The organism is Leclercia sp. UBA7405 (genome assembly GCF_037152215.1).
Classification (GTDB): Bacteria; Pseudomonadota; Gammaproteobacteria; order Enterobacterales; family Enterobacteriaceae; genus Enterobacter; species Enterobacter pneumoniae.
On sequence record NZ_JBBCMR010000002.1, the window covers coordinates 372,344 to 385,531 of the forward strand.

The 13,188-nt window shown below is 52.8% G+C and carries 10 protein-coding genes, 1 tRNA gene and 1 pseudogene; 3 read left to right on the forward strand and 9 right to left on the reverse strand.

Going from position 1 to position 13,188, the window contains the following annotated elements; translation table 11 throughout:
• Window positions 1-42: 42 nt before the first annotated feature.
• From WFN75_RS14050 to rraB, 8 genes and pseudogenes are all read right to left on the reverse strand, one after another.
• Complete coding sequence (locus WFN75_RS14050; RefSeq protein WP_336996366.1) at window positions 43-1,416, reverse strand: restriction endonuclease subunit S; 1,374 nt, start codon at window positions 1,414-1,416, stop codon at window positions 43-45.
• Window positions 1,413-3,002: a type I restriction-modification system methyltransferase gene (gene hsdM, locus WFN75_RS14055; RefSeq protein ID WP_336996367.1), complete on the reverse strand. Its 1,590-nt coding sequence runs from the start codon at window positions 3,000-3,002 to the stop codon at window positions 1,413-1,415. Before hsdM ends, WFN75_RS14050 begins: the two co-directional genes overlap by 4 nt.
• 157 nt (window positions 3,003-3,159) lie before the next feature.
• Window positions 3,160-6,672: a type I restriction-modification system endonuclease gene (gene hsdR, locus WFN75_RS14060; protein WP_336996368.1), complete on the reverse strand. Its 3,513-nt coding sequence runs from the start codon at window positions 6,670-6,672 to the stop codon at window positions 3,160-3,162.
• 233 nt (window positions 6,673-6,905) lie between these two features.
• Window positions 6,906-8,191, reverse strand: a pseudogene (locus tag WFN75_RS14065) (tyrosine-type recombinase/integrase).
• A gap of 198 nt (window positions 8,192-8,389) precedes the next feature.
• A tRNA-Leu gene (locus tag WFN75_RS14070) sits at window positions 8,390-8,474 on the reverse strand.
• Window positions 8,475-8,582: 108 nt separating this feature from the next.
• On the reverse strand, window positions 8,583-9,299 hold the full coding sequence (locus tag WFN75_RS14075) for a hypothetical protein (protein WP_046886439.1): 717 nt from the start codon (window positions 9,297-9,299) through the stop codon (window positions 8,583-8,585).
• A 19-nt stretch (window positions 9,300-9,318) separates the two neighbouring features.
• Complete coding sequence (gene miaE / locus WFN75_RS14080; protein ID WP_040077410.1) at window positions 9,319-10,077, reverse strand: tRNA isopentenyl-2-thiomethyl-A-37 hydroxylase MiaE; 759 nt, start codon at window positions 10,075-10,077, stop codon at window positions 9,319-9,321.
• A gap of 45 nt (window positions 10,078-10,122) precedes the next feature.
• Window positions 10,123-10,548 carry a ribonuclease E inhibitor RraB gene (rraB, locus tag WFN75_RS14085; protein ID WP_040077411.1) on the reverse strand — a complete coding sequence of 142 codons (426 nt, stop codon included), beginning with the start codon at window positions 10,546-10,548 and terminating at the stop codon, window positions 10,123-10,125.
• 98 nt (window positions 10,549-10,646) lie between these two features.
• Between rraB and argL the strand changes: the two genes are divergently transcribed.
• Together argL and argF are read left to right on the forward strand one after the other, a co-directional pair.
• Window positions 10,647-10,742, forward strand: a complete 96-nt coding sequence (gene argL, locus WFN75_RS22690; RefSeq protein WP_233803539.1) for a putative translational regulatory protein ArgL — start codon at window positions 10,647-10,649, stop codon at window positions 10,740-10,742.
• Complete coding sequence (gene argF, locus WFN75_RS14090) at window positions 10,712-11,716, forward strand: ornithine carbamoyltransferase (RefSeq protein WP_336996369.1); 1,005 nt, start codon at window positions 10,712-10,714, stop codon at window positions 11,714-11,716. Before argL ends, argF begins: the two co-directional genes overlap by 31 nt.
• Window positions 11,717-11,785: 69 nt before the next feature.
• Here the strand turns inward: argF and WFN75_RS14095 are convergent, their stop codons facing one another.
• Entirely contained in the window at window positions 11,786-12,145 is a 360-nt protein-coding gene (locus WFN75_RS14095) for a hypothetical protein (RefSeq protein WP_040077413.1), read from the reverse strand.
• 284 nt (window positions 12,146-12,429) lie between these two features.
• Between WFN75_RS14095 and WFN75_RS14100 the strand changes: the two genes are divergently transcribed.
• The gene (locus WFN75_RS14100) at window positions 12,430-13,188 is read left to right on the forward strand and encodes an IclR family transcriptional regulator (protein ID WP_207292895.1); all 759 of its coding nucleotides are present in this window, start codon (window positions 12,430-12,432) and stop codon (window positions 13,186-13,188) included.

Sequence of the window (13,188 nt, forward strand, 5' to 3'; positions counted from 1 at the left end):
AGCGCTAAAACGACTCGAGTCAGCGATGGACGATGACCACCATTACGCTTTTTTACGCGAGGTTTTTTTACCGCCGCTGGCGGCGCGTTCGGCCTTAATTTTTTCCAGCAGGGCGGCGGCGCTGTTTTCACCGCTGATCAGATCCGGGTTTTCAGCCCGCCACTGAGCGGTAAGCTCGCCGCGGAAGGCTTTTGCCAGGATCGATTGGGTAAGGCTGTTGACGCGGGTCAGGGCGCTGTTGACCTGTTTTTCGATGGTGTCGGCGTAGGCGAAGAGTTGCTCGACGCGGCGGACGATTTCAGTTTGTTCATGTATTGGAGGTAAAAGTACTGGATATGATTCCAAATGCTTTTTATTAACCCCGGATTGACCCGCAGTTCGATCAGAACCAGCTTCGATAAAATTATATAATTTATAATTCTGTAAAAACCAGTAAAGATAATCATTGTCCAGTAATTCTGCTTTGGGAACAGCTTTCATAAGCGCAACATTATAAGCGCCTTCCAAACCCCTTAATATCTGGAAAATAGGAGGTCCGTAACGTCCTATCATGACATCATTTTTTTCAACAAATCTTTTGGCTTTCTTTAATGGAACAAATACTTTATATTTATCATTTTTATAATCACGAATTTGTATTAGGCGTATGTAACCATCTTGCATTTCATATTTGAAATCAGATTTAGGTGGTTGACTTCCACCGACAACTTTCACTACTTCACTGAATTTATACTCTTTCCAATGTTCTAACCCTATAACATCATGTGACCAAAAATCATCTACATGAATAGATTTATATTTTTGTCCTTGCCCTGCTAAATTACCGCTAATAGAATCTGAAAGCACCGCCTGACGAAAACGTTTCAGGATTTGTGGAATTCGCTCAAGACGTGCTTTGGTGCTATCTACCTGCGCCAGCAACGTATCGAGTTTTTCGGCGATGATTTTTTGTTCAGCAAGCGGTGGTAGTGGAAACTCATAGGATTGAACATCACTTGACTTTGCAGCTGGGTATAATGCTCCCTGAACTAATCCTGAAATTGAGTCAATAAAATGACGTGAGCGAACCAGTGCAAAAATATAACGACTTTCTACCAGAGTTGGTCGAATAACCTCGAAGCCAGTTGAGGCAATTTGTTCATCATATTTTTCGCTCACTAAAGCAACAGCATTTAAATTCGGTCTTGTTAGCGAAACAATGATGTCATGGGCTTTAATCTCTTTTCTTGCCCGGCTTGGAGCATCTTTACCAATAAGGTATTGAGGATTTTCAATTATTTTGAGCTCACGGTTTATGCTACCAATATCAACATAAATGAATTGCTCGTTTTCTTCAGGCACTCGTTGTGAACATTTAACCGAGATGTCTCCAATGGTTGTGTTTACCCACCCCTCTGGCAATTTCCCCTCACTCATGCCTTCACCTCACCAAACGCTTCTTCCAGCAACTGACGCTGCGCATCCGCTTCATCGCCCGCGCCCAGCTCGCGCATCAGCGCATCCAGCTCACCCAGCGCCTGCACTAGTTCGCCCATCGCTTCTGCCGCCAGCACGTCCGGCTCCGGCAGATTGTCGGCGTCGATGCTGTCCTTATCCTTCAGCCAGGAGATATCCAGTGAATCGGATTTTGCCGTGCGGATCCATTCGCGGCTGAACTTACGCCAGCGGCTGGTGGCCTGATGCTGGTCGGTGTTTTTGTTCTCTTCGCTGTCCGCAACCTCGCTCTCTTCGGCGTTAAAGCTCCACTCGCCTTCGGTACGCGGGCTTAAGCCGTGCGGATCTTCTCCGTAGACGGTTTCAAACGGCTGCAGGTGCTGCTCGGTAAACGGCGTGCGCTTGCCGAAGCTCGGCATATTGGTCCGCAGGTCATACACCCACACGTCGTCGGTACAGTTTTTATCCTGATTGGGATTCGCCACCGTGCCTTTGGTAAAGAACAGCACGTTGGTTTTAACGCCCTGGGCGTAAAAGATGCCGGTTGGCAGACGCAGGATGGTATGCAGATGGCATTTGTCCATCAGGTCGCGACGAATATCGGTACCCTTGCCGCCTTCAAACAGCACGTTATCCGGCACCACCACCGCCGCGCGGCCGCCGGGGTGCAGGGTCTCAATAATATGCTGCATAAAGCACAGCTGTTTGTTGCTGGTCGGGTGCACGAAGGTGCGGGTGATGTTGGTGCCTGCTGCGCTGCCAAACGGCGGGTTAGTGGCGACAATATGCGCCTTCGGCAGGTTTTCACCGTCGCTGCCCAGCGTGTTGCCAAGACGGATGGCGCCGCCGTGGTCGAGGTTGCCTTCAATATCGTGCAGCAGGCAGTTCATCAGCGCCAGACGTCGGGTGCCGGGCACCAGTTCGAGGCCGATAAACGCGCGGTGGATCTGGAAATCCTGGGTGTCGCCATCAAGGTCATCCAGATCGTTAGTCTGTGACTTCACGTAACGGTCGGCTTCAATCAGGAAGCCCGCGGTCCCGGCGGCCGGATCCTGCACCACTTCGCGCGGCTGCGGCTTCAGCAGGTGGATAATGGTTTTAATCAGCGGACGCGGGGTGAAGTACTGGCCCGCGCCGGATTTGGTTTCGTTGGCGTTCTTCTGCAACAGGCCTTCGTACATATCGCCGAAGTCGTCGCGGGACTTGCCGTGGCTACCGTTGTACCAGTCCAGCGCGTCCATATAGCTGACCAGTTCAGTCAGCTGTTTGGGGTGTTCAATGGTGGTGCTGACATTATGAAACACCGCCTGCACCAGCTTTTGGTCATCCGCGCCAAGCTGAACCAGCAGGTTACGGTAGAACTGCATCTGATCCTGGCCAATGCGGGATTTCAGGTCATCCCAGCGGTAGCCTTCCGGCAGGTAGTCCGCTTCCTGGCCGGTCTCTTTACACATTTTCAAAAACAGCAGTGAGGCGAGTTCATTCACGTAGTTTTGATAGGAGACGCCGCCGTCGCGCAGGTTGTCGCACAATTTCCACAGTTTGGCGACCAGATCGTTATTGTTCATTGAAGATCCCATTTGACATGGCGACCACCATTGTGGGTCGCAAAAGTGATTGAGCGTTTCGGATGCCTGATGGCGCTTCGCTTATCCGGCCTACACGTAACCCTGTAGGCCGGATAAGGCATCGCCGCCATCCGGCGAAAACGGGGATGATACCCTCTTAAGCCAGTTCGTCCCAGATGTAATCGCTGAACTTATCCAGCACGCTGTCGAGGTTGTCGTCAAAGGTACGCTGTAACATTGGCTTACCGCCGCGGCGGTGGAAATTGCCGGTTTTGAAAACATCGTCGTCGAGCACCACCTTCTCTTTTAGCGCCTGCGCTAAACGGTCGAGCCAGCTTAGCTGTTCATCGCTCCAGTCGTTCTCGGCCTTGATACGCGTCAGCGCGTGATCGACACGCTCGTCGAACGGTTTGAGCGCATCGCCCACCGCCGCACGGCGGATGTGGCCGATCAGCCGGGCGGCGATATCCTGATTGCGCGTCGCTTTCCACGCGCTGCGCAGGGAGGACTCTTCAAAATGCTGGCGGTCAAACCACTCCTGCAATTCCACCAGCCCTTTACGGGTGAGGTCGCGCGGGCGATTAATCACCGCCTGCAGCGCGGGCTGGGCGTTCGGGGAGCGCTGCACCAGCGCATCAAACGCTTCGAGGAAATCCTGCGGCGTGTCGTAATCGCCATACAGCGATTTGACGCTCATCACCTCATCGTCAATATCGAGGAATATGGGGGCATCGCGCAGGGCGTTGATATCGGTTTTCAGCCTTTCGAGGCGCGCGATAAAGCCGGGAAGCTTATTGAAAATCTCGGCGCTCCAGTGCGGTCCTTTTTCCCGCAGGCGCAAAGCCAGTCCGCCGAAGTTAACGCCCGCAGCATCCAGGCACAACTCGTCCAGACGGCGAACCTGCTTATCCACCGCTTCGCTGCGATCGCGGTTATAGGTGGCAAGACCGATAATCCGCTGCAGCTTGGCGACAAGCTGTTCATGGCTGTGTTCGGCAAAGCTGCGGCCATCAGCTTCGATGGTTTTGTAGGTTTCTGAGTCGGTAATTTCATTGACCAGCGTTTGCAGCTCCACCTGCGGACGCACAACCACCGGGCGCATGGTGTCGACGCTTTCCAGCGAGCTGTAGATATCCACGCAGTCGAAAATCTTAAAGCTGGTTTTCCCCACCGACGGGCACAGACGTGTGGCGCGGCCTTTCATCTGCTCGTAGAGAATGCGGCTTTTGACTTTGCGCAGGAACACAATATTGCAGATAGACGGGATATCCACGCCGGTGGTCAGCAGATCGACGGTGACTACGATATTGGGCAGTCGCTCTTTGTTGAAGCGGACGATCATGCTTTGCACTTTCTTCGCATCTTTATCGGCATCGCCGGTGATCTTGATGATCGCGTCGTGTTCCAGCTGTGGATATTTTTTCTTAAACGCGGTACGCAGCTCGTCAACCACCATGTCGGCATGGGCGTTGGTGACGCAGAATACCAGCGTTTTTTGCTGCCCGGTGGGATCCAGGTATTTGGTGAGCTCGCCGCATACCGCGCGGTTAAACGCCGGGATCACCAGGCCGCGGTTAAAATCGGCGACCTCAAAATCCTGATCGTCAGCCAGCGTGTCGTTGATTAGCTCGCCCTGTGGGTTCAGGCGTTCCACCTGTTCACCCTCGGAAAGATAGACCCCATTCTGCGCGTTACGGGTGACGATCTGAATAGGCGGATCCTGGTCGATCAGGTAACCGTCGATCACCGCCGTACGGTAGGTGTAGCGGTAAACCGGCTCGCCGAAAATATCTACCGTGTGCAGCGCTGGCGTGGCGGTCAGCGCAATTTTTACCGCATCGAAATGATCGAGAATGCGGCGGTAGGCGGAAACATAATCCAGCTGGCTTCGGAACTGCAGCTCGCCTTCGGTCTGCTCTTTATCAAGAATGTAGCCGCGATGTGCTTCATCGACGACAATACAATCGTAACGGCCGACCGGCATCGGTTCATCTGATTGCAGCGTGCGTTTAACCAGCGACTGAACCGTGGCGACGTGAATTTTGGTGCTGTCTTCCGGGAATTTATCGGTCAATCCTTTGATATCGAAAATGCTGTTAAAAGTGTCGCCGTTAATCCGTGTATCTTCAAACGATCCCAGCGCCTGCTCGCCGAGCGAGCGACGATCCACCAAGAACAAGACGCGTTTGAAACGCTGCGACTGGATCAGGCGGAACATCAGGGCGATGGCGGTACGGGTTTTACCGGTACCGGTCGCCATTGCCAGCAGGATCTCTTGTTGGCCGTTAACAATGGCCTTCTCTACCGCGCGAACGGCATCCTCCTGGTAATAACGCAGACCCAGTTCGCTCATTCCGGGGTTATCGGCAAACCACTGATTCTGTTTTTGCGGATCGCTGCCCAGCATATCCAGCAGCTCTTCCGGGCGATGCCATTCCGGCAGCGCTTTCGACATATTGGTGGTGTGGCGGACGTCGCGATACCAGATACCGCTTTTGGTCTTCATTGCCGCGCGGTATTCACGCCCGTTGGTGGAGTAGCAAAAGGGGATTTTAAAACGCTGTGTGCCGCTGGTGTCCTGCCAGCTAATTTCGTAAGCAGGTACCGCTTCATGTACTTCATCAGGAGAGTAGTGTTCTAACAATGTGTCGCGTAAGAACGCGTTATCGAAGTATTTACTGTAGCGATACGATTCGTTGAGTTTGCCGGGAACATCGATATTTTTACGTTTTGCTTCGACCACTGCGATAGGCTTAAGGCCCACGAACAGAACATAATCCGCAAAACCTTGCTTCCCGGTTTCATCTTTGCCAGTTGGCCATTCGGCAATGGCTTTATTTACACCCGGTTCTGGACGCTCACCTTTGGAGAAACGTAACGTTTTACTATCGGCCTGCCAGCCCGCTTTACGCAGTTGGGCATCAATCAGGAAGCGGCTTTCTTCCTCGCTGAGATTCAGTGTGCGCTTGATAGCCTGGTCGGTAATCTCTTTATGATATGCCTTGCGTTCCTGTTCGGTTTGTTTTGCTAACTCGGCGTTTTTGGCGGCGAGTTGCGCTTCCAGTGCGGCCACGCGTGCTTTGGTTTGTGCTTCGGTTTCCTGCTGTTTGCCTTCGAGAACGGCAATGTAGCCGTTGAGTGCAATTAATCGTTGCTGCTGAGCTTCCAGTTCTGCCTGGCTTTGTACTTTTTCCTGTGTCTGCTGTTCCAGTTGCTGTTTGAGGGTGAGAACTTCGGCGTGGTAGCGATCCTCACCGTGCTCAGGCAGCACAAAAACCGGCACAGGAAAGTCGTAATCTTTGGTTACCAATCGGTAATACCAGACGGCAAGACGGAAACCCAGGCGCAGGCACATCTGGGCATCATCCAAATCATTATGGTATTCGTGGACGGCCTGGTTACCAATTCGGCGCAATTTATGGAATACAGAAAGGATGTTGTCATCAACAAAGGAAATTTTGCCCAGTTCACGCAGAAGATCGTGTTGATTCTCACAGAGGGGGATATCCAGCAGCAGGCCAAGGTGTTTAGCCGTCGCTTCGCCAAACATACGCATTTTCACCAGCGTGGTGTTGGGATCATCCGGGTAATTATTTTCCGCCGCACAGGCGATGGCATAGGTGAAATCGTTGACGCCCTTAAGGAACTCAAAATTGGATTTAGTCATCATTAAGTTTTAATCCATCGCTGTGCAAGCCTATCCGTATATTTAAGGCTCATAACTCTTTATCTTAGCTTTCTACATATTCCCGGGCAATGACCAACGTCACAGCAACTGACTAATTCTTAAGGGTTCGTCTATTTTGTAGTGCTGTACTAAACACAAAAAACCCAAACTCTTCAAGCAAGTCAGCTGACCATATCGAGCGCACTTTTAAATTATAAAATCGATAAATAATTAAATCATTTCAACATATTACCATTATTCCCAAAATCAAACGGACTCACCCCCTTCTCCCGATTCGCATCCAGATAATCCGCCCACCACTGCAGCATCAGTCTCCTCTCTCCTAGATGTTCCGCCTTATGGATGTAAGCTGCCCGTACAGAACTACGCTCCTGATGGCTCATCTGCCGCTCCACAGCATCCCTCGACCACAACCCTGACTCTATCAGAGAACTACAAGCCATCGTCCTGAAACCATGCCCACAGACTCCCATTTTCGTATCATAGCCCATCACTCGTAGAGCCTTGTTAACCGTATTCTCACTCATCGGCTTACGCGGATCGTGATCGCCCACAAAGATCAGCTCTCGATTCCCATTCATGCTTTTGATCTTTTCAAAAATAGCCAGAGCCTGCCGCGACAAAGGAACAAAGTGGGGAGTCCGCATCTTTGAACCACGCTGAGAATGTTTAACTCCTTCCAGCAGTTCGCGCTCACCTGGTATCGTCCACATAGCCGTTTCAAAATCCACTTCTGACCAGCGAGCAAAACGCAGTTCACTCAAACGAATGAAGACCAACAAAGTGAGTTCCACTGCCAACCTAGTTAACGGTCTGCCAGAGTAGTGATCAATGCGATGAAGTAGTTCAGGAATGCGATTAAGCTCAAGTGCAGCGCGATGCTGTCTTTTCGCTGTAGCAACTGCACCGGCAATTTCTTGTGCAGGGTTGTAGTCGATTAAACCACTCTGCACAGCAAACCGCATAATGGCAGTAGTACGTGGCTGTAAACGGGCGGCGACTTCGAGTCGTCCGGATGATTCCACAGCTTTGATGGGTACAAGAAGATCCCGAGTCTTCAGTTCCGCAATGTTCCGCAATGTTCCGCAATGTTCCGTTTACCGATAGCAGCAAAGAGATTATCTTCAAGGCTTTTCAATACACGGGCACTATGTGATGCAGACCACTTCTGATTACTGGCGTGCCAGTCTCTGGCGACCACTTCAAACGTGATCGCTTCTTGCTCCTGCTCTACCTTAACGACCTTCTTGTTCTCACTGGGATCGACACCATTAGCTAACAGCTTACGAGCTTCGTCCCGGCGAGCCCTGGCATCCGCCAGTGAAACCTCAGGGTATTTACCCAGCGCCAGCATCTTCTCCTTACCGCCGAAACGATAACGAAGCCGCCAGTATTTGGAGCCGTTAGGGTGAACCAGCAAAACCATGCCTTCACCGTCAGTCAGCTTATAGGCTTTTGCTTCAGGCTTAGCCGAACGAACCTTTACATCACTCAGAGCCATGATGAGTATCCTTTCAAGGGTTCTGTGTGGGTACAAACATTATCGAACCGCGATATACCCGCAGTTGTACCCGCATCAGTTAGTTGATGTAGATTGAATCAGGTTGACTTAGGTTGAGTGAAAAAGCGAGGAAAGCCTTGCGGATACTGGATTTCAGGCACAAAAAAAGACGTCCATTGACGTCTATTGATGTTCCGATGGTGCCGAAGGCCGGACTCGAACCGGCACGTATTTCTACGGTTGATTTTGAATCAACTGCGTCTACCGATTTCGCCACTTCGGCACTGAAGGGGATGCGGAAACGTTGTGGATTATACCTGTCACGCGCCGCCATGCAAGCGGCGGCGCGCTAAACCTGCGCTAAGTGTTGAAAAAACCAGCGTAACCGCCCTTACAGGTCCGACACCGCATAGCGGATCAGCCCGGCGGCGTTCTTCTCTGGCAGCGTCAGCACGTTGTTCCACAGGTCCTGCACCAGCTCGCAGCTTACTTTCTCTTTGCCCACCGCCTTGTTCGGCGCCTGCAGCAGTTCGAAATCCTGGCCGTACTTCTCTGCCAGCTTCTGCACAATCGGCACCACGTCGGTCTCGGCGCGTTTTACCTCTTCCGGGGTCACGGTGTGCTTGTTCGGGCCGAAGGCGGCACGCATCATGGTGGCATCCGCCTCCATGCGGCGCTGCATCAGCTCTTTACTCAGCAGGCGCATCGGGTTCACGCCTCCTTTCACCTCCGGGTACAGGAAGCGGAAGCAGCTATCGTCGCTCACCTTCTGCATGGCGGCGGTCTGCTCCATATTGATCTTCATATACTCCACCACGTTGGCATCCGGGGCGTTTTGCAGGCGCGCCATCTGCAGATGCAAAATCTGCGGCTGGATGGTGTCGATAATCTGCTGCTCGTTCTTGCCTGCCTTTTGCAGGGCGATCATCTCGTCCTGCACTTTTTTGCGGAACGCCGGGTCTTGCTCTTTAATCACCTGCCACACCGGCATGCTGCCCAGCGCGGTGTCGAGCTGCTGTTCCGTGGTGGGCTGCTGGTCGCGAAAGATCCAGCCCGCTACTACCATGCCCAGCACGACGGCTGCCGCAATACCTAACCCCTTTTTCATTATCACTTGTCCTTATCAATTAAACCGGCACGCCGCTATGAAAGCGGAACTCGCTATCTGCAGACGTGATAAGCGTAGCCTCGACGTCGCCAAAGTGCTTAATGCGCGGGGTGATGTCTTCGTCACTCACCTGCTGCGCAAGGTGCAGATAGTCCTGATAATGGCGCGCCTCAGAGCGCAGCAAAGACAGGTAAAACTTCTGCAGGTCGTCGTCGAGGAAGGGGGCCAGCGCGGCAAAGCGCTCGCAGGAGCGCGCCTCGATATAGGCCCCACAGATCAATTTGTCGATCAACGTCAGCGGCTCGTGGGTGCGCACGGCTTTCAGCATCCCTTTAGCGTAGCGGCTGGCGGTGATTTTGACGTACGGGATGTTACGCGTGACCATCGCCTCGCGCACCTGCCAGAAATGGTGCAACTCTTCTTTAATTAACAACACCATGCTGTCAATAAGCGCCTGGCCCCAGGGGTCGTCGGTTTTGGGCATCACGCTTTTGCTTATCTGCTTATGCAGGGCGATAAAGTCGGGTTCCGGCCCGTCGCGAAAGGTGAAGGCTTCGTAGGGCTTAAGCCACGCCAGCAGCGCGTCGGCACCGCTTTCATCGGCGACGTATTTTCGCACTAATAACAGCGCGGTCTGGGCGGCTTTCAGTTCGCACACCATATGATCGGTAAGCAACAGCGGCAGGTTGGCCGGGTCGCGGGCTTTATCTATCCACGCTTGCGGGGTGGGGCACGGGAGGAAGTTTAGAACGGGAGCAAGTATCTGCGGGTAATCCATGTTTGAACCTTGAAAGCGGCAGTGTGCACTGCCGCTAATACGCTATTAGTGACGCACGCCGTCGTCATCTTCGTCGACGTAGTCTTCGTCGTCGCCTTCTTCACCCTCTTCGCCGTTCGGATCTTCGAAGTAGGTGCCCCAGCCGTCGTACTCCACTTCAAAGCGCTCGGCCAGGTCCATCAGCTGTTCTACCTGCGCGTCGATCAGCTCGGCTTTCAGGGCGCCTTCGCTCAGGATATCGCAGCAGATGACGGTGTCGCCCTCTTCCACTTCCAGCTCTTCCGGCTCGGTCACTTCATAACCCAGACGGAACGCCTCCACCGCCAGCTTCTCCAGCGCTTCAAAATCATCCGCAGAGAAATGGTGCTCAATGGTGTACAGCGCATCCGGATCGCTGCCATCTTCCAGCAGCTCTTCAATAATCAGGCGCGTCTCTTCGCGTTGCTCTTCCAGTAGTTCCGGGTTTGCCATGGCTCAATCCTCTTTAAAGTGCGGCAGTACTTCTATTTTCACACACGGATGTGTTTGCCTCCACCTTTCGACGAAAGATTTGTGAAACAGGGTTGCAAATGAATATTCATATAGATAAATTGAATTTTAATTCAATAAGTGGCCTCTGCCATGTGAGGATAAAATGTCTGAACTGTTTAAAAAACACTTCCTGAAATTGCTCGACTTTACCCCTGCCCAGCTTACCGGGCTGCTCGCCCTGGCGGCGCAGTTAAAGTCCGACAAGAAAAAAGGGACTGAAGTACAAAAGCTTACTGGCAAAAACATCGCGCTCATCTTCGAAAAAGACTCAACCCGTACCCGATGCTCTTTCGAAGTTGCCGCTTTTGACCAGGGTGCTCGCGTCACTTATCTCGGCCCAAGCGGCAGCCAGATTGGGCATAAAGAGTCAATTAAAGATACCGCGCGGGTGCTGGGCCGCATGTATGACGGCATTCAATATCGCGGTCACGGCCAGGAAGTGGTTGAAACCCTGGCGCAGTTTGCCGGCGTGCCGGTGTGGAATGGGCTGACCAATGAGTTCCATCCCACGCAGCTGCTGGCAGACCTGCTGACCATGCAGGAGCATCTGCCGGGCAAGGCATTTAACGAGATGGTGCTGGTCTATACCGGCGATGCACGTAATAACATGGGTAACTCGATGCTCGAAGCGGCGGCCCTCACCGGGCTGGATCTGCGCCTGGTGGCGCCACAAGCCTGCTGGCCGGAAGCGAGCCTGATAGCCGAGTGCAGCGTCCTGGCCGAGAAGAACGGCGGTAAGATCACCCTCACCGAAGATGTGGCGGCCGGTGTGAAAGGGGCCGACTTTATCTATACCGACGTCTGGGTGTCGATGGGTGAGCCGAAGGAGAAGTGGGCGGAGCGGATTGCCCTGCTGCGCGGTTATCAGGTGAATAGCCAGATGATGGCGCTGACCGGCAACCCGAACGTCAAGTTCCTGCACTGTCTGCCCGCTTTCCACGATGACCAGACCACCCTGGGCCAGCAGATGGCGAAGGAGTTTGATCTACACGGCGGCATGGAAGTGACCGATGAGGTCTTTGAATCTCCGGCGAGTATCGTGTTTGACCAGGCGGAAAACCGCATGCACACCATTAAGGCGGTGATGGTCGCCACCCTCGGCAATTAATCTTTTTCGCGATAATAAAAAAAACGCCAGGATACTCCTGGCGTAATGCCTTTAGTCCACTCAACATCCTTATCTTTTTACAATCCGCGTTTTGCCATAGGGGCAGGTAGTAAAAATACATTTCGCGGGGGCCACACAGGGCGCCTCCAGAGGCTCGCGATGGCCGGGACAGCTGGACATATTGTGCATGACTCGCCACAGGCTGTGCTGGTATTTGTCTATTTGCAGAATATTGATGTCGCATAACGCGTCATCGATAAACAGGCGGTTGGTTAATACTTTGACCTGATCGCCCGTTTTTATCAGCCGATCGCCACGATACCAGAGTATATATTTGTGATTATGTGGAGTGAGGATTTTGGCGAATAATGTTCCCGTGGCCGGGCTGGCAATCGAACCTAAACAAATCCATATCTTTGAAGACGTCATTAAAATACCTTTTAAACGAATCACGCAATTACACTGAAAAGCCCTACTGTAAGAAAGTGTAAAAGAAGAATGAAACGCTGAGTAATAGACGTTGCCTATCTATGCAATAAAACTGAATAAGTCCAAAGAATGACTTAAGTCAAATTTTTCAGCCTCTTTTTTTCTCTTTCCGCGTATAACGCTCATGTCCCTGCAAACCAGGGCATGAAAGCGCCATTCGATTGATTTTTCAGCGAAAAACAGGTACTTTTTTCGCCTGTTTCCAGCGCGAGCGATGCCTGATTATGCCTATTATTCAATCTGTTGAACGTGCCTTACAGATCCTCGACCTCTTTAACGAGCAGGCCACGGAACTGAAGATCACTGATATCAGCAAACAGATGGGGCTGAGTAAAAGCACGCTTCACTCGCTGCTCAAAACCCTACAACTGCATGGCTATATCGATCAGAACCCGGAGAACGGTAAATATCGCCCCGGCATGAAGCTGGTCGAGCGCGGTCATTTTGTGGTGAGCACAATCGACATCCGCCAGAAGGCAAAAACCTGGCTGCAGGCGTTGTCCGATCGCACCGGGCAGACTACCCACCTGGGGATTCTGGACGGGCGCGAAGGGGTCTATATCGAGAAGATTGAAGGCAAACTCGCGGCCATCGCCTATTCGCGCATTGGCCGTCGCCTGCCGGTGCATGCCACCGCCATCGGGAAAGTGTTGATTGCCTGGCTCGGCGAGGCGGAGCTGAATGCCCTGCTGGAAGGGTACGACTACGCCACCTTTACCCCGGCGACCCTTGCCAGCCGCGAGGCGCTGCTGGCGGCGCTGGCCGAAACCCGTGCGCAGGGTTACGCCCTGGACAGCGAAGAGAACGAACAAGGCGTGCGCTGCGTGTCGGTGCCGGTGCGCAACCATGAATCACGCGTCATTGCCGCGCTAAGCCTCTCTACCCTCACCTCCCGGGTGGACGACGCGGAGCTGGCCCGCTTCCGCGAGCAACTGCAGGAGGCCGGGCAGCAGCTGTCACGTGCCCTCGGCTGCCCGGCCTGA